Consider the following 24972-nt stretch of genomic DNA (forward strand, 5'->3'; position numbering starts at 1 on the left):
ATGGAGAAGACTCTCAATCTCAAGCCGATGGAGAAGACTCTCAATCTCAAAATAATCAAGCCAATAAGAAAGGCCCTGGTTCTCCAAAAGGAAAGAAGAAAAACGACTAATTGCTAAACTGGAGAGAATAGGTGATAACTGGTGATAAGTTGGTGGCAAAGTTTATCTTTTTGCCAGCAATAAAATCACCCTCCATACATCACTAGCCTAATTGGATGTCTTCTGGCATATATTTAATAATTTTCATTTGTGGGAGGGTTTACATTGATTGTTTTGCTATTAGGGGTTTTTTTCTACATTTTCTTGGTTCCATCGACAAAGTATAGTAATTCAGCAAAACAAGCGAGGATAAACGACGACATGAAAGGTTCCCAAATAAACCTTGGGGTGAAACAAGATATTTAACTTAGAATTGATCCTCATGTTTATCATTTTTTTATCAGTAATTAGTTTAATAATTTGGCGACCTAAAGGGCTCAATGAATCGATCCCCACAGCTATTGGAGCAGCGATTACTATTTTTTTAGGAATTGTGCCTTTAGATGATATTTATAAAATCCTCGATATTGTTAGTGGAGCGTCTATTACCATTTTATCAACGATTATTATGTCTATTGTATTAGAAAGCATTGGTTTTTTTAATTGGGTTGCATTCAATTTAGTTAAAAAAGCAAAGGGTTCAGGAACTTTACTTTATATATTTGTAAACCTAATTTGTTTTTTAACGACTATCTTTTTTAATAATGATGGAAGTATATTAATTACTACACCGATAATAATTCATATGACAAATTACCTCAACCTTAAACCCCATCAAAGAATTCCCTATTTACTCTCAGGAGCATTAATTGCAACCGCTTCCAGTGCCCCGATTGCAATTAGTAATATATCAAATTTAATTGCATTGAAAATTGTTGGGATAGATTTAAACAGCTATATAGAAATGATGTTCGTACCATCTATGATTGGTATTGTAACAATTGCAAGCTTGCTTTATTTGTACTATAAGAAGGATATTCCCAAAAAGATTGATCAAAACTTCACTGATCCGCTTACGATGCAAATAAATATAAAGATGGATTGGTGGATGTTTAGGGTATGTATGGTCATTGTTGTAGCAGTAAGAGCCAGTTTCTTTATCTTAACACCATTTGGTATTCCTATGGAGTGGATAGCATTAGCAGGGGCCATTTTACTTATTATGATTAGGTGGTATAAAGCAGGAAAAGGAGTAAAAGATGTCATAAGTAAAACCCCGTGGCATATACTCATTTTTGCTTTTAGTATGTATGTTTTAGTATACGGTCTTCAGAATGTTGGATTAACATCCTTATTAGTAAAACACCTTCAACCCCTTGTAGAAAGTAGTTATTTAAATGCTAGTCTAACAATGGGTATATTATTAACGTTTTTGTCAAATGTATTTAATAATTTACCTGCTGTGATGATCGGTACATTATCACTCACTAGTATGGGGCTAGACCTGCATACATTACAACTATCTTATCTGGCAAATGTGCTTGGCAGTGATATTGGTTCATTAATAACCCCTGTAGGAACTCTTGCCACTTTAATATGGATGTACATTTTAAAAAGCAATAGAATTAGATTTACGTGGGGGCAGTATATTAAAGTCGCTGTACTCGTTATACCAATTGGATTGATTACAAGCTTAGTAGCTTTATATTTCTGGAATGTATGGTTTATCTTCAAATAAGGAATTGTCAATATGGACTTGTTCTCAAAGTGTTATCGTCAAACTTATCCCACCTCGCTCCAGATTGAGAATTATGTGTTACTCTCCAAAACAATTGAGCGATTACCCGAATAATGTACACTTAAAAAAGTATCTTATTCGGGTTGTGTCCAATGGAGCCTATCATTTTAATAATTCTCTCAACTCTTCTGTCATCTCTTCCACTAATTCAGGTCGGCCATGAAACTGAGCAGGAGTATTTTGAAACAATTGTATTTGCCAATCCCCTTCCCTTTTTACAACAATCAGTGTATGAAGGGTGTTCACGTTCGGGTTAATATCCGATTGCCCCGGAGGCACCATTCCTGCAATGGCTCGTAAAAGGGCTATCTCGGCACTTAAAAAACGGACTTCCTTCACTTTACTAACAAATCTTGCGGTAGGATGGTGATCAAAGATTGGCTTCAGGTGCGAAAAAATTTCTTGTTTGCCAATTGATTGAGATCCATCAAATCCGATACTCTCGCCATCGTCTGTAAATAAGGCTGCCATGCCCTCAGCACTGCGTTCATTCCATGCATCTAATAGCTTTTTATAAATTGCTTGTACATCTTTTGATTCCATCATTTTACTCCTCTCATTTCTTTTATATTATCGTAATTCAAACCTGAGCATAATTTCAACTTTCGGGCCAGCCCGACCTCAAAAAAAAGGTCAGACCCAAATGAACCAGGACTGATCCTTTATTCCGTAACCACTAATTTTTCCATCTCAATTATTTTTTTAAGATATTCATATTCATTGTTAGCGAGAATATCAATCTCATTGTTCGTGGCCAGGAGAATTTGATTTCGACACTTAGATATTCTTTGAATCATTGGATGAATCGTAAGGCTGGATAAATTAACAAAATCATATATGTCTGTTAAACAAACCGGCAGCTTATAGCCCTTATTACTGCTGGCAATTAACAAGCCGCTATCGCGGAGCTTGGAAACGATGTTCGACCTGAAGTAATGGTGATTGATTTTGTTCACCCGGATGGCATTTAGATTATCAAGAATTTCTTGTGTGAAAACATATTCACTCGGATTTTCTCGTAGATTAAATAATAGAAACTTGAGCAAATCAATCCTGATTTTCTCATCCAAGTCTTCACTGTTTTTATTTTTCTCTAGGTAATGAAGGGTTAAATTCACCGATTGTTGAAAAATAACCTCATCAAACTCCGAGTCCTGATTCCTTGATATGTAATCATGTAAATAATTTTTATAGTTTTGCGGCCATAAATTCATTGCGATGATTTTCTTTTTGATGATTTTATTAAAATGCGGATAATGTTCCGAGTACTGGGTTTGATCATATCCTTTCGCAATCGTCCCAGCGATTATATTTGCCAATTGGAGGAGGATCTCAGATGAGCTGTTGTTAAATCCAAAGGTGGAGTAATTGAATAAATCGGGAATACTTTTTTCGGTGATATAGTTTTTAAATTCGGTCATGAATTCTTTCGATCCCAGTTCAACCAAAACAAGATCGAGCTGATCAAAGGTTCGTTTTAAGTCATCATATATCAACCGATTCATGTATTTAATAAACGTCTTTTCAAACGTGATTCCACAATCTTCTCTAATTTTTCTTTTGTCGACGACGTAGGCATAGATATTAAACGGAAGATCCTTCAGTTCATTTAATAGTTGAATTCTTAGATGGGGGTTGTCGATTTTGTCTGATTGCATAACTTCGGTTGAAAAATATTTTTGTCGAACCTGCTCAACTTCCTGTTCTAACCATTCTTTATTAGACTCTTTTGCTAGAATAGCCACGATAATAAAGTGGGTTGAGACTTCATTATTTTCAAAATCAAAACTATAATCTCCTGATTCGTCGATAAACGCAAATTGGATATCGTTCATTTTCCCACCTCACTCCTAAATTCTTACCTTTTTAATTCAACAAAATAGGCTCGAAAACCTTTAAATAGTTAATTTTTCCTTTAAAAATTGAAGAATAATATGGTTAAAAGTGATCTTGGGATTAGTATGTGGGGGAATGGGAAAATATAACTTTATAAAAAAGATTAGGGATTACTATGATTGTGTGCTATACTCTGTATACCATTTGCTTTACGTTATTCTAATACCCGCCCTACTCGACTGCCGAGTAGGGTTTTTTATGTTTTATTGGACACACAAAAAAAAGACTCTACAAAAGAGTCTTTTTATCTATTGGTTCTTATTATGCTTTGCGAACGTTAGTAGCTTGGGGTCCACGTTGACCTTGCTCTACTTCAAATGTTACAGCTTGACCTTCGTCTAAAGATTTGAAACCTTCGCTTTGGATAGCTGAGAAGTGTACGAATACGTCGTCTCCTGCTTCACGTTCGATGAATCCGAATCCTTTTTCTGCATTAAACCATTTCACTTTACCTTGTTCCATTTGTTGTTTCCTCCTCGTGTGCTTTGCACACATTGTGTTACTATCCTTGCTCAGATCTTCAAGACAGAAAGTTTAGCACTTATTATCCTACCGACAAACAAAAATAATTCTTCCTTACTATAACAGAGACCGCCTATTAATGCAAACCTTCCACACGAAAGATTCACTTGGAGGGTACAATTTTAATCCAACACGATTTTAAATATGATCAATACGATAAACCACATGTGCACCGATTTTTTCCAAAAACAATGGAATAGGCAGAAGGGAATTCTTGATTCACCCGTTGAACCTCTTTGGCAAACTCTACTTCATTTTTGGGAACTTGTGATAAGGAATCCGCCTTTTTCTGCGAATCAATATGCGCTCCTGGTGGAACGAAGCTGCCCGGCTTAAGTGTCACCCCACCGGTAACAAGGGCTCCGGAAGCAATAAAACTACCCTCTCCGACTTGTGCGTTATAGACAATTGCCTTAAAACCAATAAATACTTTTTGATCAATCTGGCAAGGGCCATGAATAAGCGCCCCATGGGCACAAGATACCTCGTCCCCCAAATAAATCGAGTATATCTTTTGGTTAATCTCCATATGTTTGTTTTTTAACCCATGAAAGATTACTCCGTCTTGAAGATTACAGTTGTTTCCAATATAGAATGGCGTCCCTTCATCTGCACGGATACTGACAAAAGGAGCGACAAACGTATTTTTTCTGATCGTAACATCGCCGACAATATAGGTGAATGGACTTAAATAGACAGTTTTATTTATTTTTGGAAAAATAGGGGTTGGATTGACGGACGTTGGCGGATTCGCTCCGACAAAGTAACAATAGATATTAAAAGGACCATTTACATTATTGGAATAATTCCACAAGATAAATTCCCCTTTCTAATCATTGAATTATTCATACTACTTATACGTAAGTTTTCAAGATTCATTCCAAATAGCAGTCATAGAATCATCAAAAAGGCAGTGATTCCCAAATCACTGCCTTTTTCATGTTATTCTTTTGTTAGTTTCACAGATTGTTCGACCTGCTTACCCATTTCTTTCTCTAACTGCTCCATCCGTGCATCAATTGTGCTGTGGAAAAAGGATTGGTTCACTTTTTGTTCTAAACGTTCCAGATAGTTTTCGATATCCTTAAACTTGGATGAAAATTGGTCCGAGTAGGAATTTGATTCTGAAACCTGATTTATTTTGAGATTAGCCCGTGTGACATTTTCCCTACCCATTAATTCCATCCGGCGCAGATGCATATCCTTTAACTTATGTTTCATTTCATCGTGCTTTCTTTCTAATTCACTTAACTGCTCCGAAACTTGTGCAAGCGATGTCTTCAGACGCTCTGCACGTTCAGCATATTGCTGATGCTCTGCAGAGGCAAATTGGTAGAGTTCTGATTCACCAGCGTTGGAAGCAATGTCTGCTTGGTACTTCCTTTTTTCCGCTCGCTCTGTTGCCTGATGATATTCTCGCGTAAATTCTTCCTTCAAACTTGCTTGACGTTCGACTAGTTTACCAACTTTCTCTGTCTCTTGTTCACACTCACGAAGATATTGATTAAGCAAAGCGATTGGACTTTGTTTTTCCTTGTGTTGACGAGTTTCATTCAAATCTGCAATAATGAGATCTTTAATTTTAGTCAATAAGTTGGCCATATTCATTTTCCCCTTTGCAATTATTATTTTTTTAATTCATTCCATTGTTTATCAAAATTTTCAAATGGGTCGGACTCCTTGTTCACTGGTGGCTTTTTATTTTTATTCCATTGTCTATAAACAAGAAATAGTACATAAGCTGCACCTACCCCGATAAGTGCCGGGATATGGTGGATGGTTGCTGATAAAACAATTAAGCCGATGATGATTAACCCAATTTTCCACCCTGTAGATTCCGCCTTCAAAAACTGTTTATAAATGAAGTAAAGAATCGCTAGACTGACAAGTAACCCCACCATCGGACCAATAGTTTTTAGTAAAATAAATGCAGCAATCCCGCCTACTAAAAGTAAACCAAATTTTTTCATGCTATTTTTCCTCCTTTGTTTCATTTAATTTGATCACTGAGCCTTATCATAACTTTATCTTGACTTCATCTTACCTTTTTTCAGGTTGTTTCATAATTGCGCTTTAGCTTGATTTTTCACTACGACTTAAGACGTAGCTGATAACGGACTACATTTAGTGGTACAAAAAAAGCCCACTCTAACTTGACCTTGGAAGTGAGTGTGAGCTATTTTTGATTTTCTTTGTATTTTAGTACTAAAGCATTGTCTTTTAAAAAATTGAAGAGTCAAACTTTTCTTTCCTCAGCTTTTTGATATAATTAAAATATTCCAGTCTGACCATATTATGGTGTAATACTAAAAAGCATTTGCCAATTGGTAGATTCTTTTTTATATAATCCATTTCAGGAGGTTATCTATGTATAAAATCAAGAATAAAGAAAAGCTATTCATTTACACAGGCCCAGATGGTTCAGGTAGAAAAACGGTTGCCAAAATGGTAGCGACCGCTTTTGATATGGAGACAGTCATCTCCTACACGACTCGCTCCCCTCGTCACTATGAAAAGAATGGGGAAGACTACCATTTTATTAATGAGGACACATTCAAAAAGATGGAAGAAAATCAGGAATTTCTTGAATGCGTTGAAATCGATGGTATCCATTATGGCATTCGCGAAGAGGACATTGTTAAAGCATTCGAATCCCACAACCTCGTATACCTCACATTAAATCCCGAAGGAACTGAAAAATTAAAACAGATGTATGGTGATCGTGTCATGCGCTTTTTCATCTATGCCGACCGCGATACGGTTATTGAGAGACAAAAGGAACGACAAGATAATGATCAAGACATTGCCCGCCACATGGCTCATTATGATGAAACCATGAACTATAAAAATAGCTGTGAACATGCCTTTGACAATTATGATTCGCCGCAGATTTCCTTTCAAGTCAGTGAAGTCATTGAAGATTTTCTTGAAAGAGATATTATAGTTACTGACTAATAGATAGAAAAAAGGTGTCAGGCACTCGATTGGTGCCTGACACCTTTTTTTAATCAGAGATTATCAGCTTGTTAATTTTTCAATTTCATTAAATACGGCTTCATAATCTTCTTTTTTGTCTGCTTTAAATGAGGTATTTATGTAGGTTATCACGCCAGTTTTATCTACCAAGAAAACTGAACGAATCGCTGTTCCGCCTTTTTCGTTTAAAACATAGTAACTTTTTACCGTTTCTTTAAACCAATCGGATAATAATGGGTACGGCAGGGTTCCCATACTCGCTGCAAAAACTCTATGAGAGTGGATATGGTCCACACTAATCCCAAGTACTTCAGCATCTAATTGCTCAAATCTCTTGTAATCCTCTTTCCAAGAGGAAATTTCCTTAATTCAGCCTGGTGTAAAGTCCATCCCATAAAAGGCAACGACGATGTTTTTCTGTCCGCGATAATCAGACAAAGCAATCTTTTCCTTTGTCGTCGCCGATAAAGAAAAGTCTGGGGCGACGTCCCCGATCTTTAATGAACCTACCATGACATCTCCCTCCTCTTTTAGTGGTTCCTGAACTCATTTATTTCCCTTTTTTGCTAGTTGGGTCCTGAATCGGTACATGCTTTGGCCGTTCTGGATAGGTACCCTTTCCTTCATCTGGACCGGTAAGATCATTTCTTTGGTCTAGAACTTTCCCGGAATATTCAATTGGATTATTCTTCGGCATTGTCTCACCTCCTCTCCTATTGATGACCGCAATTAACTCACTTAGCTTTTCTTATTTGTAAATTTCAGTTTCTGCTCGGCTTCACTCATATTCGGATTACTTCTGGGCTGGCTTTTGTTTAACGCCTTTTTTAATTCAATAGTAGCATCGTCGCCTGTATTGTATTTTTGGTCCATGCTGTTCCCTCCTTTTAGTTTAGTTTTATTATGAACCTAATTAAAAATGTTTAAAACGGTACGAAATAATTTATAATAAAAGTCCTACAAACCTTGATATATAGCCATTTCTTGAAATAGCTTAAAATGCAAAATAAATTCAATCCGGCATGAAACCGGCACGAAATTGGAACGGTGCCTACACGTGCTAAAGCCTTATTAATTAAGGTTTTTTCAGGGTATTAAAATGTTTTGACATTTTCAACATCGGAATAATAGAAAGGTTTTTTTTTCAGGTTCTTGAAAAGAAGTGACAAATGCTTTGATAATTGGAAAACAATCTCGTTACTATTCAGCCTATTTTTGTCTATTAAAATTCCCACCACTGTTCCACTGTGAGCAACAACAATTCCGCCTTGAAATGCATGTGCTAATTTTTCCATTTCCAAAAAATAAGGTTTTGTTAATATTTTTTGATTCACTCGTGCACTAATCGTTGTTGCCTTACAAATAAGAGAAAACTCGTTTTTACTGAACCCTTCTCTGACCCAATGATATGCTTCTGAAAATAGCTGTTGATCATATCGATCATATGCTTTTTTAAATTGATTAAATTCAATTGTATTTACGGCTCCCCCGAGGTCTATCCCTACAAGGATGAATGGCGGTAAAACTCCAAAGCTTTCAATAAGATTACCGTGTATATAATCATAAGCTACAACCTCATCATACATAACACCATCTGTTGGCTCAATCTTAGCGGCTATTGAAGAGATCAAATCTTTCGTTAGGGGGAGCGAGTAACTATGAGCAATTGCTTTCATAGATGCTACAATATCTGCAGAACTACTTGCCATCCCTTTGCCCTCTGGAATATTTGAACGAATGTTTAGTTTGCCGCCCCCCTTCAAACCAAACTGATGTAATAACAATTCTCCAGCTTTAATTGCTTTTACCTTTGAATTCACACCTGTTATTTCTGATGAAGTTGGATCTGGGATGAAGATGGCCTCACTTCTTAAACTTTGGATTGGAAAAGTAATTAAAAAAGGCCGTTCGTCTATTATCCCTTGAACAAGTTCTCCAAATGTTCCATTACAACTTCCCTTACCTATTTTCATTGTGAAAGCTCCTATTTCATCCACAGTTCAACCAACCAGGAAGTGATAACTGTTTGGACACCCTTCATTGGCTAATCCGACTTTTTGGGAATTCCTTCATTTTTTGTTCAATCAAATCAAGCTTTACGTGCGACCTTACATGATCCGCTAACAGATCAAATGCTTCTTCACGCAATTGGTTGAAGGATACACGCTGATGAATCGGCTCCAATCCTTTTCCTTGACGAATCTGATTCAGCAGCTCCTTACGAAATTCATCATTATGAAAAATCCCATGAAAGTAAGTACCAATGATTCTTTCATCTGCGGTTTTACAGCCATCTATTCGGCCTTGTGTATCAATTAGTCCCCGGGAATCTCGGGTCGTCCCCGTTTCTCCCATATGAATCTCATAACCTGACACGTTGAAATGTTTGCCGTTAAGGTGTAAGAGTCCGTTTGATGACACGGTTGTCTTGTCTTTTGTAATGGTCGTCCTGATGGGCAGTAAGCGGAGACCTTCGATTTCTTGGTGAAGTGACTCAATGGCAAATGGATCCTCGATTTTTTCACCGAGCATTTGATAGCCGCCGCAGATTCCAAATAGAAGGGATTCGTTCATTTGCTGCAATTCCACGATTTTCTCGGCGATACCACTTTTTCTTAAAAACAGCAAATCTTCGATCGTATTCTTGCTCCCAGGAAGAATCACTAAATCTGGGCTGTGTAATTGGTCTGCTCTTGTAATAAACCGGACATGGCAATCAGGTTCGGCAAAAAAAGGATCGACATCGGTGAAATTGGAGATTTTCGGATACTGAATCACCGCAATATCAAGTTCTTTTTCGGTATTTCGGACCGATGTATATTGATTTAATATCACGGAATCCTCGGCATCGATGTTTAAATTCTCCACATAAGGAATCACTCCCAGAACCGGTTTTCCTGTATATTCCTCAAACCATGTTAATCCAGATTCCAAAAGCCGTATATCACCGCGGAATTTATTGATGATGACGCCGATGATTCGGTCACGGTCATTAGGGTCCATGAGCTGAAGGGTTCCTACTAAACTGGCAAAAACTCCGCCTTTTTCGATATCCCCAATCAAAATCACAGGGGCGCCAGCCATTCTTGCGACCCGCATATTGACCATTTCCCTGTCATTCAGATTAATCTCGGCAGGACTGCCCGCCCCTTCAATGACAATCCGTTCATACTTTTCTGATAGAACAGCAAGCGATTCTTTAATAAGCTCAATACCCGTTTGAAAGAATTCCTTGCGATACGCACTGGCTTCCAGATTTTTATACGGTTTTCCATGGACCACAATTTGGGATTGGTTATCCCGATTCGGCTTGAGCAGAATCGGATTCATATCAGTTGTCGCCTGAATCCCTGCTGCTTCAGCCTGGACCCCTTGTGCTCTTCCTATTTCTTTTCCATCCACTGTGATATAAGAGTTTAACGCCATATTTTGTGACTTAAAAGGAACCGTTTTATATCCGTCCTGGGCGAATATACGGCAAAAGGCCGTCACGACGACACTTTTGCCGACATCCGAATTGGTACCTTGAAACATCAATTTAAGAGCCTTAGCCATCTTCTTTGTTCTCCTTACATTTCTTGATTTAATTTCCGACCACCAGGGCACCATTAACTCCCCCAATATGTCTTGTCATGGGTCACATACTAGGTTGATGGAACTCGTTGCCGTATGCCACTCGCACTTTTCTTGGCAAACAAAAACCATAATACAAAGAAAAACCGGACTATAAAACAAAATCCGGTTGTCTATCCTCTAATTATGGTGATGATGATGTTCATACCCATGTTCTTCCGCATATTTACGGAAATTTTCTAAATCTTGCATTCCAGTCGAAGTACCGTTTAAGGCCTGATTCATACGATCTAAGAGTACCGTTCTTAGCTTTGGATGATAGCCAAAATACTGAGCAATATCAATTGATATATGCGGGAAAGACGCTTTAAATTGTTCGGCCATTTTATTCATTCTTTCCATTAAAATTCCCGTAAATAAAAAATACGGCAGCATGATGATTTTTTTTGCGCCTAATTTAATGCACCGTTCCATCCCATCCTCCACAGTTGGCGTCGTTACCCCCATAAAGGCACTTTCAACAATAGGTACATTTAATTTCTCCCACAATAATCTGCTGATTTTATAAAAATCACCATTAGCATATGGATCGCTGCCGCCACGTCCAATTAATAAAATGGCCGTATCCTCATGCTTTTGATCTACATCAAAACCTGCTTCAGCAAGTCTTGTTCTTAAAATTTCAAAAACTTCCTCATGAACACCTATCGTTTGGCCATAAGTAAATCGAACATCTGGGAAATGCTCTTTAGCATGTTCTATCTCTGCAGGAATGTGCAGTTTTGAGTGTCCTGCATGTAATAATATGATGGGAATTACATGGATTTCATCTGCACCTTTTTCAACACACAACTGAATCCCATCCTCAATATTTGGTGATGCAAATTCTAAAAAACATGTTTCTACTAAAAGGGCTGGATCAATGTATTCTTTCATTTGCCCGACAAATTCGCGAACTTCTATATTCCCTGCCTCAAGCCTGCTGCCATGTCCAACAAATAATACAGCTTTTTTCATCGGTCCATTACCTTTCTTGTATTTTTCAATTCCTTTTATGCGATCTTCGCTGCGTTTCCGCACACCGTGCTCCATTGAATATATAATCGCATCTTCTTTAACTCCTTCATGAACAACATCACGTGCAGTTTCTTCATTTTGAACCGAATACCATGTCCCTTTTGGGTAATCAATTACGACGCATTTATCTTTACAGCGGCCGTTACATCGTGTACGCGATGTATGAATATGCTCATCTAAACGGTTTTTCCGGATTTCGTCTCGAATTTGCTGCGTGACCTCCTCAGCTCCTGCTCCCATACAGGTTGCCCCATTGCAAATGAGTAAGTGACGCTGCATTTGCGTTAAATTCCATGTTGTCATAAAGTGACCTCCCCCTCTCCCATCATTTTTTAACCACTATGTCTATTTGTTATATCAACAGTTCCCCCGATTAAAGCCCCAATTAGTAATGTCAATAGTCAAAACGAAACTTAGTCATGTAACTTCATTGGCTCCCAACTAATGATCGCCGCATAGAATGGGTAACGGTATACATGCTGGCCATCCTCCATTGCTATAAAGCGTTCGAGTGATGCTTTCACATCTGCCATATCAAACCGAGGTGATAAGATTTTTTTGCTTTGTGCTTCATATAATTGCTGCAATGTATCATAACGATACTCACGCTCCAGCTTAAGCATTTCACAATTTGCATAAATCCCTAACTGATACAGCATATTTAAGATGGTAATATAATCACGGCGAGGATGTTTAATGTCATAGCCAAACTGCTCATCTAAAATAACGTAATGCGGTTGAATAGGTCCTGTTGTTAAACCAATGATGGCGCGCTTCTTGGCAAGACTGTTCATTTTTTTCAGCGCCGCATTCATTTCATACATCCGATAAAAGCAGTTCACCCCAATAACAACATCATGCTGCTCCATTTGTGCTTCTTCCCATTTACTATGAATGAACTGAACATTTGAATCGTTTTCAAAGTATAGTTTTAAATAAGAAAGCACACTTTCAGAACCATCTACTAATTTTAAACTTTTAACATCTTGACGGAGTTGGAAGGTATAGTTGCCCCATCCCGGCCCAATTTCAATACAAGTTGAATTTTGGGGGATATGTTGTTTCATGTTTTCGTAAATTTTTTTTGCATAGTTATCTGTTTGCTTGTATGTTTTTTTCTTCATGGACTGAGCCCAATATGCTTCTTCCAGCACATCATCAATCATTCTTTCTGGCATCTTGCCATGCCAGTCTAACATGCCTGCTTTCCACAGCTTTTCAAAATCAAATTGTAAAGGGGAACCTTTTATCATTGAATTTTCTCCTCAATCTCGACAACATAAATGGACAATCCATCTCTGGTGAATTGGGTGCCAGTTAGTGATTTAAACATGGCGTTCTGGCTGCTTAAAACTCAAGCCCCATCATCGCTTTGACATCCTGTTCCGCATAATAATGTTTTGTGGCATCAATCGTTGACACTAAATCAGCTAAACCTAGTAGAGATGGATGTGCAGAACGGCCTGTGATGACAAGGTGCATCGTTGTAGGACGGTTTTGTATGGCCGCTAACACCTCTTGTAATGGCAATACATCATCGATTGGAAAACGTGTGATGGCTAACGCATTATTCAACTCATCCAGCACTAAAACATCTGTTGTTTCATCATTTAGCTCTTCTTTTACAGCCTGCCAGGCTTTCGCAAGTGCTTCGCGATGCTCCTCCGGTGTTTTCGTCCATGTAAAACCGACACCTAATTGCACTGTTTCAACACCAAGTTTTCGCAGGGCAATTTGTTCACCATATGTACGATCAGGTGATTTAATAAATTGAAAGTATTTCACCTTCATCCCGCGGCCAATTGCGCGTAATACAACACCAAGTGAAGCAGTTGTTTTTCCTTTGCCTTCTCCTGTATAAACTAACAGCATCCCCTGTCGTGCCATGTACAAACCTCCCTATAGCCAAGTTGTTTTTTCTGCAAATGGTGTACGCTTTTTCGCGGAAGTGATTTCTTCTGCAGGGTAACCAATGCATAACGTCCCTACTAATTGCTCTCCATCCGATGCACCGATAAAATCATGTAATGCTGTATCATGCACCAAGCCAACACCGCGTGTACGCCATACCATGCCTAAACCCTGCTGTTCGGCCATTAACCACATCGACATAATCGCACAGCTGACTGCAAAGGTATTATCTTTGGTTGCACCTTCATCACCTTCGACAATGGCAGATGTCACCACAATGACAAGCGGTGTTTTTGTGATGGCTTCCATTGAGCTTTCCACTAAATGTGGTTTTGTTGGGAAACGTTTTTGTAAATAATCGAGCGCCACCTGCTCATAACGTTTTAAGCTGTCACCCTGTAATACATAGAAATGCCAGGGCTCACGCATTCGGTCATTTGGTGCAAACGTTGCAGCTTCTAATAACGTCTCAATTTTGTCATGTTCCACTTCGCGCGTTTCAAATTGGCGAATCGCACGACGCTTTTTAAATGCATCTAACATAATTCATGCTCCTTTTCTATAAACCAGGCAATTTGATCCCGTACACTAACTACCTCGCCAACTAAAATCATGGATGGATTAGAGATACGATGGATTTGAATATCTTGTGCAATCGTAGAGAGATGGCCTGTAATCGTACGCTGATTTTTGGTTGTGCCCCATTCAATGACGGCAACAGGGGTTGCTTCACTTTTGCCATAGGATATTAAGCTTTTCGTAATATGCTCGATATTGCCAATGCTCATATAAAAGGCCACCGTATCAATTTGAGCAAGCGCGGACCAATTTAAAAAGTCATGCTCCTTTTCCGGGCGCCCATGACCTGTAACAATCGCAAAGCTTGCAGCATGATCACGATGTGTTACAGGAATCCCTGCATAAGCTGGCGCAGCAATCCCCGCTGTAATACCCGGCACGATTTCAAATGGAATATCGGCTTGCCGTAACATCGCGGCCTCTTCTGCACCACGTCCAAAAACAAATGGGTCACCGCCTTTTAAGCGGAGAACCTGCTTGCCAAGATTGGCTTTTTCCACTAACACACGATGAATTTCATCCTGAATCAGTCCATGCCTTCCTGGTTCTTTTCCACAATAAATCAGCTCGGCGTCTGCTTTCGCATGTTTTAATAATTCAGCATTCACCAGACGGTCATATAAAATCACATCTGCTTGCTGAATGCACTCTAATCCACGAATCGTCAATAGTTTTGGGTCACCAGGGCCAGCTCCTACAATATATACAAATCCACTCACCGTTTTTCTCCTATACGCTGCTGCAGCCACGCTTCACATTTTTGTTTTTCACCTTGCTCCATCCATTGTAATAACTGTGGATTCAGGAGCTCTGCTAATAGCTGTTTTTTCGCATCGCCCGTAAACACTTGTAAAATTCGCTGACGCGCTTCCTTTAAAAATGAAACATACTGCGCGTAATGTACTCCAAATTGCTCTTCTAAATCCGTCTTTACTTTACGTGTCAGACCTGGACTTGCTCCAGACGTCGATACAGTCAATAAGAAATCACCACGGCGAACGACTGCTGGATTGATGAAATCAACACGTCCCTTTGCATCCGCACGGCTGAGTAATTGCCAATGCTGTGCCGCTTCTTCCACTGCATTATTTACCTCTTCGTCATTTGTAACGGCGAAAATCAGTGCTGCATCATCTAAATCAGCCGGTACAAATGCTTTTTCTTTCCATGTCACAAGCCCTTCATTGATGTAGTGCTGCAATTTTTCGGTTACAGCTGGGCTTATCACTGTCACTAGTGCCTTTGTTGGCAGCAGAGCTTCTACCTTTTGACGAGCTACATGTCCGCCCCCAACAATAACAACCTTTTTATAGTCAATATTCATTAATAGTGGGAAATAATTCATTGTTTACCTCCAAACATGCTGTCAGCCAATTTTTCACAAGCTGTGGATTCGAAGCAAAATGAAAGTGTGTATATCCAGCAACAATATTTTTATGTAGATAACCTTCCTGCTGAGCACGAAAACGGCCTTTACTAAAATAAGCTGGTGATGTATGCTCCCCCTCATACGTTGAGTAATGGAACTCATGCCCTTTTGCCTGCTCCCCTTCATTGATTAGAAAGTTGCCTGGAACACCTGTAATTTCCCGGTATCCAAGTGCCGCTAATTTATCTTGCATCCGCACACGTCCTGGAATGATCCCGAGCATCGGGAATACCTGTCCTTGACGATTCACCATTTCCTCTGTTAAATACATAAAACCGCCGCATTCCGCTAATGTTGGCACCCCTCTCTCAAGCGCGGCTCTTATTGATTGCTTCGTTTCCTCATTTTTCGCCAATACTTCAGCAAACTCTTCTGGGAAACCGCCGCCGATATACAGCCCCTGAGCTTTTTCTGGAACTTCTTCATTTTGTAATGGAGAGAAGTAATGTAATGTAGCACCATATGTACGGAGTAATTCTAGATTTTCTTCATAATAAAAGTTAAAGGCGGCATCCTTTGCAACTGCAATATGTATTTCTTCTATTTGCGGCTGAGCATCAAAGATAGATTCAGATACGTCCAATGATTGTGTTTTTGTAATTTCCAGCAGTTGTTCAATATCCACTGTTTCTTCGATTGCTTCTGCAAGACTATCAAAATATGAATCTAAATCACCACGTTCAATGGCTGGCACTAAACCCAGATGACGGCTTGGCATCAAAGGGACAGCTCCTTTTGGCAGATAGCCAATGACAGGAATTCCACATTCTTGTTCAACTGCTGCCTTGACAATTTCAAAATGGCTTTTACTTCCTAATTGATTGGCAATAACACCAACAATATTGGAGCTTTCATCTAACATTTGAAATCCTTTGACAATCGCAGCCGCACTTCTTGCCATACTTGCTGCATTGACAATTAATATGACAGGGCTTTTTGTAATCTCACTAATATGAGCAGCAGATCCTTCATTTGATAATGGAGATTTGCCATCATAAAAGCCCATCACTCCTTCAATAACAGCTGCATCTGCATCTTGACTCGCTCTTGCGACAATGGCACGAACTGTATCATGGGACATCATGAAACTATCAATATTACGAGAAGGGCGTTGTGTGACAGCTGTATGATACGTTGGGTCAATATAGTCTGGGCCGCATTTAAAGCCCTGGACTGTTAATCCACGCTTCATAAGCGAACGCATGATGCCGATTGTGAAAGTTGTTTTTCCAACGCCGCTTCCTGTACCGGCTAGTACAAATCGATTCATCGTACTTCCTCCTCAAAGTTGACACGTGCAATAGATATAGTCACATTTCCGCTTTTCTTTTTCTCCAGCAGTAACTCTTTCGCATTCGCATAATGCAATGCGGCAGGCTCACTGACCCCATAGGCACCTGTATATTTAAAGACTGTTTCCGATGGATTTTGCATCGGTATTTCATTTAGCTGGTCAGGTGTGTAAGTTACAAACGGCCAATTATGTTTAGCAGTTAATTCAAGCAGGCCTATTTCGTTTTTCTTTAAGTCGATGGTCGCAACTGCTTTGACACTTTTTTTACTTAAACACAGCTCAGCTAATGTTTCATCTATGACTTGTTCAATTTCTGCCATTGCCGTACCACGATTACAGCCAATGCCAAGTACAATTGATTTTGGACGATACACAACTCCGTTCTCGAGTAGCACTTCTTCATGTTCCTCAATTAACCGATCTGTAATAAGTAGTGCCGCTTGTGGCTTTGCCATGATCGCGTCATCTATTGTTGGATAAATTTTTAAATTGTCAGGCATTGAGCGATCGTACATCCACCAATTTTTTTCACCCGTTTCCTGCACGATCGCAACATGCTCTTCATTGACAACCGATGCACTAACAGGTGTTAATTTTTCTTCACTATCCCACATCCACCCAAATTGGGCGCCAAATAAATCCACGGGAATTGTTTTTTGAACATCTGAAGCTGTTGTTACAACTGGTGCAGCACCAATCGCTTTTGCAAATTCATGAGTTAAGGCATTGGCACCGCCAATATGCCCCGATAATACGCTGACGACATACTGACCTTTATCATCCACCACTAACACTGCAGGATCTTTCTTTTTATCAATCAAAAGCGGAGCAATCATGCGAACGACAGCACCGAGGGAAATGATGCAAATGATTCCTTTATACTGCTGGAACAAAGCGGGCAATATTAGGCGAACCGTACCATCAAATAACTGAATTCGGCGCGTTTCTTCGTCGCCCTGCTCGAATTTCTTCATATAATAAAGGTCCACATATGGAAATTTTTCCACATAGCTTCTTGCATGTTCCACCCCATGTTTCGTTATAGCAACGAGGGCATAGGGTTTGCGCTTTTCTATTACAGGAATTTCCCCTTCACGTAAACTAATCATTCGCCCGTCACACCTTTGCGGAAGCCATGAGTAAAGGCTTTGTCATAAAGCTTCGAACGATAATTTTTTTCATGGATATGCGGGTCTAATGCCCAGCCTGCTAGAATCATCGCATGCTTGCGAATGCCATTGACACGCATTGCTTCATCTAATTCAGACAATGTTGTCCGCACAATTTTTTGGTCTGGCCACGAAGCACGTTGTACAACCGCAACTGGTGTATCGTCTGCCCATCCCGCTGCCTGCAATTCTTTCGTTATTTTCTTTGTTAATGTCGCACTCAAAAACATAGCAATCGTACAGTGATGGCTTGCCAGTGCCTGTAATTTTTCACGTTCAGGCACAGGGGTGCGTCCTTCAGCCCGTGTTAAAATAAGCGTTTGGGTTAAATCAGGAATCGTCAGCTCTGCCCCAACAGCTGCTGCAGATGCAAAAACAGAACTTACACCTGGTACAACTTCATAGCCAATCTCATGCTGCTTCAAAAGTGCCACTTGCTCCATCGTTGCCCCGTACATCGCCGGGTCGCCTGTATGTAAACGTACAACCTTTTTGCCTGCATTGACACGCTCGATAATACAATCCACCATTTCCTGCAGATGCATCCCTGCTGTGCGGATAATTTCTGCCGACTCCTTCGCTTCCGCTACTAACGTTTCGCTTACGAGTGAATCAGTATACATCACAACATCCGCTTCTTTTAATAGCTTTAAACCTTTCACCGTGATTAAATCCGGATCTCCCGGACCTGCTCCAATAATCCAAATTTTCTTCATTATTTGCGCACCACCATACATGATAAGTAATTTAATTCTGCACCCCGTAGTTCATTGATCTTCCAAATTACCTCTTCATCAGATGTAACTTTTGTAACGACATGTGCTTTTTCTAATAAATTCATTTCCTTCAGTAGATCGAGCATTGCGTCTATAACTTTTGCTACTTTGATAAAGACGATTGCATCGTGGTTTTCAATTACTCGGCGCATTTCTTCCATGTCCTCCGTAGCAGGAATCATGGCGACATGGTCATCACCATCAGCCAATGCAATCCCTAAGCGATTAACAGAACCATTAAACGACGAAATGCCTGCTACCGTTTCAATCAGAACATCAGGGTACATCGATTTCATTAAATTCATTAAATGTATAAATGTGCTAAACAGCATCGGATCCCCTTCAGTTACAAAAGCTACATCTTTTCCTTGAACTAAAAAGCTATAAATAGCTTCCACTGATTTTGTCCACTCAGTACGCAGGGTATCTTCATCTTTTGTCATAGGGAATACCAAACCAAGCATCTCTTTTTCTGCCGGGTTAATATACACTTCAACAATACGATGGGCATAAGATTTACTGCCCTTTAATTTTTTGGGATAAGCTATGACTGGGCTTTCCTGCAATCTGCGAAATGCTTTTACTGTGATTAATTCTGGATCTCCCGGCCCAACACCTAATCCAAATAAGGTTCCCATTCTCATGATTCTTTTCCCTCTTTCTTTGCTGTCACTATATAGATTGGATTTAACGGTTCAAAACGTGTTAAATTTAAGATTGGCTTACTTTTTGAAATTTGTGCCTGTAATATCGATACTTCACAGCCTAATACTTTTAGATGCTGCAGCGCTTCTGCCAGATTTTCGATCGTTGCAATATTCATAACAAGGCGTCCATTTGGCTGTAAGCGTGAAATACATGTTTGCAATAAATGCTCCATATTTCCACCGTTACCGCCAATAAAAATCGCATGCGGATCTGGAAATTCATCCAGACGGTCAGGTGCCTTCCCCAGCACTGCAACAAAATCTGTACGATGTTTTAATTGATTTTCCAGGCAATTTTCAAGGTCACCCTCATTTTTTTCAATTGCATACACGGCACCTTCCCGAGCCATTTTCGCTGCTTCAATCGCAACTGATCCTGTGCAGGTTCCTATATCCCAAACAATGCTATTTTCCTTAATCCCTAACTCCTGCAGACAAAGCGTCCGAATTTCTCTTTTAGTAATCAATCCTTTATCTGGCTTTCGCTGAAGAAATGCATCATCCGGAATTCCAAGAGAAGAACGTTCCACTACCTCACGCTGTGTTAAAATCACAACATTCAATGGAAAAAAGGAGGTTTGCTCCATTTCGTCCAATGTGAAATAGCGACAGCGCTCGTTTTTACCTTGTAGATTTTCAGCAACGAAGGCATCATATTCTGTCATGCCAAAACGCTTTAAATACGTTGCAATTGCCTGCGGAGAATTCGTTTCGTCTGTTAAAACAGCAATTTTTTTACGTCCATCAATTCTTTGTGCAAACCCTTTAATAGAACGGCCGTGCAAGCTGACAATATACGCATCCTGCCAGCTTTCCTGCATTTTAGAAAAAGCAAGCTGTACCGAGCTGGTATAAGGATAAATCTCTAATGAAAGCTTCTTCGCAAGTAAACTGCCAAGTCCATAAAACAGTGGGTCACCAGACACTAAAATAACGGCATTCCGCGTTTCTTGCTGTAATTCAGCTATTAACGCTGACAAACCACCTTTGATTACTCTTTTCTCTTTTTTATATTCCGGGAAAAATTTTAAATGACGCTCCCCGCCTACAAGCACATCACATTCATTGATCCACTCAGCATATTGGGGGAGCAATCCTTCCGCGCCATTATCCCCTATACCAATCATCTTCATCCAATTTGTCAATATTCTCAGCCTTTCCTAAACAGTCTCCATTCATGGCATACAAGGTTGTCGATACTTTCATGTCAGTATCCATATGATTCAGTGCATAGTAGCAGCAGTTTTTGCAAAGTGCTGCAAAGAATGCCTCGTTTCCCTGAAGCATTTCACCAACCTGTGAAGCTGTATTCGCCTGTAAAATTTCTCGCTGTGCCTCCTCATCAACACCCACTTTATTGGCAATACCTGCTAAAAACTCAAAGCTAATCGGTGCACTTTTTGAGTGAACCATCATAACGCCTTGGGCAACTTTTGAGAACTTCCCCATCATCCCTACTAACGAGACTCTCGGAATCTTCTTCCGTGCAATATTTTTTAACGTAAAACCAACAAAATCGCCCATTTCTATAAATGCTTCTTCTGGTAAATGAGGATACTGCTGCATAGCATATTTTTCACTGCGTCCACCCGTTGTAATGACTAAATGCTCACATCCTGATTCCTTTGCTACATTGATCGCTTGTACGATACTTGCCATATAAGCAGAACTTGAAAACGGAACAACTGTTCCTCGTGTACCTAATATCGAAATTCCACCGATTATGCCTAACCGCCCATTCAATGTTTTTTCAGCAATTTCTTCACCATCTGGTACGGAAATGACCACTTCAATTCCACAATCCAATTTATATTTCTCAATTGCTTCTTGTACAACACCACATATCATTTTACGTGGTACGGGGTTTATCGCTGCCTGACCCACTGGTACTGGTAGTCCAGCTTTTGTCACACGCCCTACACCAACCCCGCCATCTAAATGAATGCCTTTTTCTTTGGAATAACAAACGGTACTCTGAATTCGTGCTTGATGCGTAGCATCAGGGTCGTCCCCGGCATCTTTGATCGTTTCACACATTACCCGGTCATCTGACACTTGAAATGCGGATACTTTAAATGTTGCATACTGGCCAACCGGTAAATAAATCGTGACTTCATCTGGTACCTTTCCTACGACAAGAGCTTGCAGTGCTGCCTTTGTCATCGCTGTTGCACAAGCTCCTGTCGTGTAGCCGTGACGCATTTGTGAAGGATCTTTTTTATTTCGTTTCTTTTGCTCGTTCATCCGCCATAATCGAAATGGCATTAAGTGCAGCGACCGTCACTGTACTGCCACCCTTTCTCCCTGCGTTCGTAATAAATGGAATCCCTTCCAGCACTGCTAACTCCGCTTTCGACTCTGCTGCTGATACAAAGCCGACTGGCATTCCAATAATTAAATCCGGTTTTGCCACACCGTCTTTTATTAAACGAATTAACTCCAGCAGCGCGGTTGGCGCATTACCAATGGCATAAATTCCTCCTTCATGTAAACGCGTTGCTTTTTGCATGGAAATAATAGCCCGTGTTGTTCCTTGAGCCTTTGCTTCCTTTGAGACATCTTCATCCGCAATATAACAATGTAAGTCCCCGCCATGTTTTTGGAATCGTTTCCGACCTGAACCACTTTCAATCATTTGTACATCCGCCACTACATGACGGCCCGCTAAAATGGTTTGAATCCCTGCCTCAATGGCATCAGGTGTAAAAATCATGCTGCGGCCTAACTCAAAATCTGCTGAAGCGTGAATCACCCGCCGAACAACTAGCCATTGTTCATCTGTAAATGAATGTTCGCCCATTTCTTCTTTAATAATGGCGAAACTGTGATCATAAATCTTGTCTGGATCGACCGTTAAAGGAATAAATTTTGTATTAAAGTTCATGTTTGCCATGAATAAAACCTCCTAATAGTTGAGTTACTTCTTCGAAAGAAGTACCAAAATTTTCATATTCTATCGCTGGCCGCTTTATTAAAATTACTGGAATCCCTAATTGCAGAGCAGCTGTCATTTTTTCATCAATAGAGCCCACTTTGCCACTTTCTTTTGTAATCATTAGAGTCACATTATATTGCTCACATAGTGCTTTATTTAAAGATTCCGAAAATGGTCCCTGAATCGCAATAATGTCCTTTTGTCTGATACCTAAACTATTGCACTTTTCCATGTTCCCTATATTTGGAAGCATTCTGCAAATAAGCCGAATTTCATCACGCATTAAATATTTGGTGAATATTTCCAACGTTTTGCTTCCTGTTGTCAGCATGATCGTCCCTTTATGAGATTGAGCTAATTTAGCTGCTTCTTCATAACTTTCAACTTCTGTAATTAGTGGAGAAATAAACTGTTCTTCCGGCCTTTCATAACGAATATAGGGAATATCACATGCTTGTGCTGCTGCCATTGCGGTTTTCGACGCTTCTTCCGCATATGGATGGCTGGCATCGATGACACAGGTCATCTTTTGCTTCTGGATAAGCGCCATCATGTCATCAACTGATAACCGCCCGACTTGATAAGGAATATGGTGGGCCTTTAAACTTTCGGCTGCAGATTCTGTGACAACTGTTGCTAATAAAGGATAGCCTTGATTTTGCAATTGAATGGCTAATGCTCTCGCATCACTTGTGCCTGCTAAAAATAAAATCATGTCTTCCTCCTAATCTCCACATGGTGCCGGCTCGACTTCAATTTTGGAGCTCATATCCTGATAGTTAAAATACTGAATTTTTTTCACTCTTTTAAAATATTTAAAAAGGCGTTCATTTGGATGAGCATTTTGTTTGTACTCTTCTATAATTTTCGTTAATAACGGCAGTAGCTGATCTGGTTCAATTCCTTCTGCTGCTGGCTGCGCTGCATGGGCTGTACGGCCAACAGGCTTTGCGCCAATGAATAAATCAAATTTTTTCTTGCGGTAAACGATTCCGATATCATCGAATACTGCCCGATAACAGGCCATACCACAGCCGTTGAAACCAATATGTAATTCTTTTGGAAGATTTAAGCCTCCTAATTTTGCTGCTATTTCTTCTGCATATGGAATCGATTCTGCTTTTTCACCGTAGCAAAAATCACAAGCTTTTACATTTAATACATCGCCCACAGGCATGACAATTAAATCATTTTGTTCAAGTTTTTCAACAATCGATTCCGGCTGATCTGTTGGAATCTTTAGTAAAAAACGATGGTCCGGTGTATATTCCATGGTGCCTGTCTCGCCAATGGTTTCTGCCAATACGCGCATTTGCTCTGGCTTAATAAATTTATTAGCAACACCAGGTGAAACTGCAAATTCAAATATATTTTCGATCGGCTGGTGAACCAAATGCGGATGTTCTATTTCCGATTTTGACACCATAGATAAAGCCTTTAAGGCCAAATCTAATGAGCTTACTTCCTGTTTTTTTCTTTCAATTTGCTCATAACCAGCTTGCGCTTCCCCTGTTTCTTGATTTAATGCCCATGGTTCGGCTTCCTTTTTCAAACGCTGATGCGGTCTTAAGCTTTGCTTTTCTTCACCTAACGTATATTTACGCTGATAACCTCGAGGGGTAATGATTTTATTGTCATAAAAGAAAGTAGAAGAATTCCCGATAATAACCGTTGTCAACATTCCTATATCATGTTCAAGCATTTCAGCCAGTGTTGTCAGCACTACATTTTGATTTTCACGATAGGCACTTTTCACAAGTCCCACCGGTGTTTCAGGCGAACGATATTTTAATAGAATATTTTGTGCCTCTACGATTTGGCGTGTCCGTCGACCGCTTTTCGGATTATATAAAGCTATTACGAAATCTGCCATCGCAGCTGCTTCAATACGCTTTTCTATTACAGTCCAAGGTGTCAAATGATCACTTAGACTGATCGTGCAGGAATCATGCATGACTGGCGCACCCAATAGACTTGCACAAGAATTAATGGCTGAAATACCTGGAACAATTTCTACTGCAATTCCTTCTTGTTCAGTCCACCCCTTTTCAATCAGCACTTCATACACTAATCCAGCCATACCATAAACGCCTGAATCTCCGCTGGAAATGACTGAGACAATATGGCCTGCTTCAGCTTTTTTAACTGCATCCTGTGCACGTGACACTTCTTCTGTCATCCCCGTACTGACAATGGATTTTGCTGTCACGAAAGGTTCAATTAGCTCCACATATGTTTTATAGCCAATAATACAATCACTTTGCTGCAATGCAACTACAGCTCGATTTGTAATATGCTCACGATCACCGGGACCGAAGCCAACAACAAAAATTTTTCCCTTTTTCATAAAC

At 39.8% G+C, this 24972-nt stretch carries 28 protein-coding genes; 2 read left to right on the top strand and 26 right to left on the bottom strand.

All coding sequences use genetic code 11. The annotated features are described in order from the left end of the window. The first annotated feature begins 421 nt into the window (after positions 1–421). A complete protein-coding gene (locus BR30_RS0132180) occupies positions 422–1717 on the top strand; it encodes an arsenic transporter (protein ID WP_035446491.1) in 1296 nt (431 codons plus the stop codon). Positions 1718–1879: 162 nt separating this feature from the next. Here BR30_RS0132180 and BR30_RS0132185 read toward each other — a convergent pair whose 3' ends face one another. From BR30_RS0132185 to BR30_RS0132210, 6 genes are all read right to left on the bottom strand, one after another. Next, complete coding sequence (locus BR30_RS0132185; protein ID WP_026568639.1) at positions 1880–2320, bottom strand: SgcJ/EcaC family oxidoreductase; 441 nt, start codon at positions 2318–2320, stop codon at positions 1880–1882. Between the two features lie 119 nt (positions 2321–2439). Beyond that, a complete protein-coding gene (locus tag BR30_RS0132190) occupies positions 2440–3612 on the bottom strand; it encodes a DUF3800 domain-containing protein (protein ID WP_026568640.1) in 1173 nt (390 codons plus the stop codon). A 322-nt stretch (positions 3613–3934) separates the two neighbouring features. Beyond that, positions 3935–4135 carry a cold-shock protein gene (locus BR30_RS0132195; protein ID WP_007083691.1) on the bottom strand — a complete coding sequence of 67 codons (201 nt, stop codon included), beginning with the start codon at positions 4133–4135 and terminating at the stop codon, positions 3935–3937. A gap of 208 nt (positions 4136–4343) precedes the next feature. After that, on the bottom strand, positions 4344–5009 hold the full coding sequence (locus BR30_RS0132200) for an LbetaH domain-containing protein (RefSeq protein ID WP_051633877.1): 666 nt from the start codon (positions 5007–5009) through the stop codon (positions 4344–4346). A 128-nt stretch (positions 5010–5137) separates the two neighbouring features. After that, complete coding sequence (locus tag BR30_RS0132205; protein ID WP_026568642.1) at positions 5138–5797, bottom strand: PspA/IM30 family protein; 660 nt, start codon at positions 5795–5797, stop codon at positions 5138–5140. Positions 5798–5820: 23 nt separating this feature from the next. Next, a complete protein-coding gene (locus tag BR30_RS0132210) occupies positions 5821–6165 on the bottom strand; it encodes a lmo0954 family membrane protein (RefSeq protein ID WP_026568643.1) in 345 nt (114 codons plus the stop codon). Positions 6166–6562: 397 nt separating this feature from the next. Here BR30_RS0132210 and BR30_RS0132215 point away from each other — a divergent pair, with 397 nt between their 5' ends. Next, positions 6563–7150 (top strand): guanylate kinase, encoded by a 588-nt coding sequence (locus BR30_RS0132215; RefSeq protein ID WP_026568644.1) that lies wholly within the window; start codon positions 6563–6565, stop codon positions 7148–7150. A 63-nt stretch (positions 7151–7213) separates the two neighbouring features. Here BR30_RS0132215 and BR30_RS0132220 read toward each other — a convergent pair whose 3' ends face one another. The 20 genes from BR30_RS0132220 to cobJ form a co-directional block, all read right to left on the bottom strand. Beyond that, positions 7214–7684 (bottom strand): redoxin domain-containing protein, encoded by a 471-nt coding sequence (locus BR30_RS0132220; protein WP_231507886.1) that lies wholly within the window; start codon positions 7682–7684, stop codon positions 7214–7216. Between the two features lie 37 nt (positions 7685–7721). Next, positions 7722–7868, bottom strand: coding sequence for a hypothetical protein (locus BR30_RS37195; protein WP_155929022.1), 147 nt, complete (start codon positions 7866–7868; stop codon positions 7722–7724). A gap of 41 nt (positions 7869–7909) precedes the next feature. Next, a complete protein-coding gene (locus BR30_RS38645; RefSeq protein WP_269320672.1) occupies positions 7910–8044 on the bottom strand; it encodes a hypothetical protein in 135 nt (44 codons plus the stop codon). 221 nt (positions 8045–8265) lie between these two features. Beyond that, the gene (locus BR30_RS35055; RefSeq protein WP_051633878.1) at positions 8266–9144 is read right to left on the bottom strand and encodes a GHMP family kinase ATP-binding protein; all 879 of its coding nucleotides are present in this window, start codon (positions 9142–9144) and stop codon (positions 8266–8268) included. A gap of 64 nt (positions 9145–9208) precedes the next feature. After that, a complete protein-coding gene (locus BR30_RS0132245; RefSeq protein ID WP_026568647.1) occupies positions 9209–10726 on the bottom strand; it encodes a cobyric acid synthase in 1518 nt (505 codons plus the stop codon). A 198-nt stretch (positions 10727–10924) separates the two neighbouring features. Beyond that, on the bottom strand, positions 10925–12124 hold the full coding sequence (locus BR30_RS0132250) for a CbiX/SirB N-terminal domain-containing protein (protein ID WP_026568648.1): 1200 nt from the start codon (positions 12122–12124) through the stop codon (positions 10925–10927). Between the two features lie 110 nt (positions 12125–12234). Continuing rightward, entirely contained in the window at positions 12235–13074 is an 840-nt protein-coding gene (locus BR30_RS0132255) for a methyltransferase domain-containing protein (RefSeq protein ID WP_026568649.1), read from the bottom strand. A 94-nt stretch (positions 13075–13168) separates the two neighbouring features. After that, a complete protein-coding gene (locus BR30_RS0132260; protein ID WP_026568650.1) occupies positions 13169–13708 on the bottom strand; it encodes a cob(I)yrinic acid a,c-diamide adenosyltransferase in 540 nt (179 codons plus the stop codon). 12 nt (positions 13709–13720) lie between these two features. Further along, the gene (locus tag BR30_RS0132265; RefSeq protein WP_026568651.1) at positions 13721–14275 is read right to left on the bottom strand and encodes a nitroreductase family protein; all 555 of its coding nucleotides are present in this window, start codon (positions 14273–14275) and stop codon (positions 13721–13723) included. After that, positions 14269–15030: a uroporphyrinogen-III C-methyltransferase gene (gene cobA, locus BR30_RS0132270; RefSeq protein WP_026568652.1), complete on the bottom strand. Its 762-nt coding sequence runs from the start codon at positions 15028–15030 to the stop codon at positions 14269–14271. The genes BR30_RS0132265 and cobA overlap by 7 nt, the downstream gene beginning before the upstream one ends. Next, complete coding sequence (locus tag BR30_RS0132275; RefSeq protein WP_026568653.1) at positions 15027–15656, bottom strand: precorrin-2 dehydrogenase/sirohydrochlorin ferrochelatase family protein; 630 nt, start codon at positions 15654–15656, stop codon at positions 15027–15029. The genes cobA and BR30_RS0132275 overlap by 4 nt, the downstream gene beginning before the upstream one ends. Further along, positions 15625–17010 carry a cobyrinic acid a,c-diamide synthase CobB gene (locus BR30_RS0132280; protein WP_026568654.1) on the bottom strand — a complete coding sequence of 462 codons (1386 nt, stop codon included), beginning with the start codon at positions 17008–17010 and terminating at the stop codon, positions 15625–15627. Before BR30_RS0132280 ends, BR30_RS0132275 begins: the two co-directional genes overlap by 32 nt. Then, entirely contained in the window at positions 17007–18143 is a 1137-nt protein-coding gene (locus tag BR30_RS0132285) for a cobalt-precorrin 5A hydrolase (RefSeq protein ID WP_026568655.1), read from the bottom strand. The genes BR30_RS0132280 and BR30_RS0132285 overlap by 4 nt, the downstream gene beginning before the upstream one ends. Continuing rightward, on the bottom strand, positions 18140–18919 hold the full coding sequence (gene cobM / locus BR30_RS0132290) for a precorrin-4 C(11)-methyltransferase (protein ID WP_026568656.1): 780 nt from the start codon (positions 18917–18919) through the stop codon (positions 18140–18142). Before cobM ends, BR30_RS0132285 begins: the two co-directional genes overlap by 4 nt. Beyond that, positions 18919–19623, bottom strand: a complete 705-nt coding sequence (gene cobI, locus BR30_RS0132295; RefSeq protein WP_026568657.1) for a precorrin-2 C(20)-methyltransferase — start codon at positions 19621–19623, stop codon at positions 18919–18921. The genes cobM and cobI overlap by 1 nt, the downstream gene beginning before the upstream one ends. After that, a complete protein-coding gene (locus BR30_RS0132300; protein ID WP_026568658.1) occupies positions 19620–20819 on the bottom strand; it encodes a bifunctional cobalt-precorrin-7 (C(5))-methyltransferase/cobalt-precorrin-6B (C(15))-methyltransferase in 1200 nt (399 codons plus the stop codon). The genes cobI and BR30_RS0132300 overlap by 4 nt, the downstream gene beginning before the upstream one ends. Then, entirely contained in the window at positions 20794–21930 is a 1137-nt protein-coding gene (locus tag BR30_RS0132305) for a cobalt-precorrin-5B (C(1))-methyltransferase (RefSeq protein WP_026568659.1), read from the bottom strand. Before BR30_RS0132305 ends, BR30_RS0132300 begins: the two co-directional genes overlap by 26 nt. Beyond that, entirely contained in the window at positions 21905–22579 is a 675-nt protein-coding gene (locus tag BR30_RS0132310) for a precorrin-8X methylmutase (RefSeq protein WP_026568660.1), read from the bottom strand. The genes BR30_RS0132305 and BR30_RS0132310 overlap by 26 nt, the downstream gene beginning before the upstream one ends. Continuing rightward, positions 22560–23336, bottom strand: a complete 777-nt coding sequence (gene cobK / locus BR30_RS0132315) for a precorrin-6A reductase (protein WP_026568661.1) — start codon at positions 23334–23336, stop codon at positions 22560–22562. Before cobK ends, BR30_RS0132310 begins: the two co-directional genes overlap by 20 nt. Before the next feature lie 9 nt (positions 23337–23345). Further along, a complete protein-coding gene (cobJ, locus tag BR30_RS0132320) occupies positions 23346–24968 on the bottom strand; it encodes a precorrin-3B C(17)-methyltransferase (RefSeq protein ID WP_026568662.1) in 1623 nt (540 codons plus the stop codon). Between the last annotated feature and the right edge of the window lie 4 nt (positions 24969–24972).

Source organism: Bacillus sp. UNC41MFS5 (assembly GCF_000686805.1).

Excerpts from the sequence above, each read along its gene's own strand:
- BR30_RS0132190 (WP_026568640.1), bottom strand. The coding sequence starts at position 3,612 with ATGAACGATATCCAATTTGCGTTTATCGACGAATCAGGAGATTATAGT.
- BR30_RS0132255 (WP_026568649.1), bottom strand. The coding sequence starts at position 13,074 with ATGATAAAAGGTTCCCCTTTACAATTTGATTTTGAAAAGCTGTGGAAA.
- BR30_RS0132180 (WP_035446491.1), top strand. The coding sequence starts at position 422 with ATGTTTATCATTTTTTTATCAGTAATTAGTTTAATAATTTGGCGACCT.
- BR30_RS0132285 (WP_026568655.1), bottom strand. The coding sequence starts at position 18,143 with ATGATTAGTTTACGTGAAGGGGAAATTCCTGTAATAGAAAAGCGCAAA.
- BR30_RS0132250 (WP_026568648.1), bottom strand. The coding sequence starts at position 12,124 with ATGACAACATGGAATTTAACGCAAATGCAGCGTCACTTACTCATTTGC.
- cobJ (WP_026568662.1), bottom strand. The coding sequence starts at position 24,968 with ATGAAAAAGGGAAAAATTTTTGTTGTTGGCTTCGGTCCCGGTGATCGT.
- BR30_RS0132265 (WP_026568651.1), bottom strand. The coding sequence starts at position 14,275 with ATGTTAGATGCATTTAAAAAGCGTCGTGCGATTCGCCAATTTGAAACG.
- BR30_RS0132245 (WP_026568647.1), bottom strand. The coding sequence starts at position 10,726 with ATGGCTAAGGCTCTTAAATTGATGTTTCAAGGTACCAATTCGGATGTC.
- BR30_RS0132195 (WP_007083691.1), bottom strand. The coding sequence starts at position 4,135 with ATGGAACAAGGTAAAGTGAAATGGTTTAATGCAGAAAAAGGATTCGGA.
- BR30_RS0132305 (WP_026568659.1), bottom strand. The coding sequence starts at position 21,930 with ATGAACGAGCAAAAGAAACGAAATAAAAAAGATCCTTCACAAATGCGT.
- cobK (WP_026568661.1), bottom strand. The coding sequence starts at position 23,336 with ATGATTTTATTTTTAGCAGGCACAAGTGATGCGAGAGCATTAGCCATT.
- BR30_RS0132260 (WP_026568650.1), bottom strand. The coding sequence starts at position 13,708 with ATGGCACGACAGGGGATGCTGTTAGTTTATACAGGAGAAGGCAAAGGA.
- BR30_RS0132185 (WP_026568639.1), bottom strand. The coding sequence starts at position 2,320 with ATGGAATCAAAAGATGTACAAGCAATTTATAAAAAGCTATTAGATGCA.
- BR30_RS0132275 (WP_026568653.1), bottom strand. The coding sequence starts at position 15,656 with ATGAATTATTTCCCACTATTAATGAATATTGACTATAAAAAGGTTGTT.
- BR30_RS0132280 (WP_026568654.1), bottom strand. The coding sequence starts at position 17,010 with ATGAATCGATTTGTACTAGCCGGTACAGGAAGCGGCGTTGGAAAAACA.
- BR30_RS38645 (WP_269320672.1), bottom strand. The coding sequence starts at position 8,044 with ATGGACCAAAAATACAATACAGGCGACGATGCTACTATTGAATTAAAA.
- cobI (WP_026568657.1), bottom strand. The coding sequence starts at position 19,623 with ATGAGAATGGGAACCTTATTTGGATTAGGTGTTGGGCCGGGAGATCCA.
- cobM (WP_026568656.1), bottom strand. The coding sequence starts at position 18,919 with ATGAAGAAAATTTGGATTATTGGAGCAGGTCCGGGAGATCCGGATTTA.
- BR30_RS0132310 (WP_026568660.1), bottom strand. The coding sequence starts at position 22,579 with ATGGCAAACATGAACTTTAATACAAAATTTATTCCTTTAACGGTCGAT.
- BR30_RS0132205 (WP_026568642.1), bottom strand. The coding sequence starts at position 5,797 with ATGGCCAACTTATTGACTAAAATTAAAGATCTCATTATTGCAGATTTG.
- BR30_RS37195 (WP_155929022.1), bottom strand. The coding sequence starts at position 7,868 with ATGCCGAAGAATAATCCAATTGAATATTCCGGGAAAGTTCTAGACCAA.
- BR30_RS0132300 (WP_026568658.1), bottom strand. The coding sequence starts at position 20,819 with ATGAAGATGATTGGTATAGGGGATAATGGCGCGGAAGGATTGCTCCCC.
- BR30_RS0132210 (WP_026568643.1), bottom strand. The coding sequence starts at position 6,165 with ATGAAAAAATTTGGTTTACTTTTAGTAGGCGGGATTGCTGCATTTATT.
- BR30_RS35055 (WP_051633878.1), bottom strand. The coding sequence starts at position 9,144 with ATGAAAATAGGTAAGGGAAGTTGTAATGGAACATTTGGAGAACTTGTT.
- BR30_RS0132215 (WP_026568644.1), top strand. The coding sequence starts at position 6,563 with ATGTATAAAATCAAGAATAAAGAAAAGCTATTCATTTACACAGGCCCA.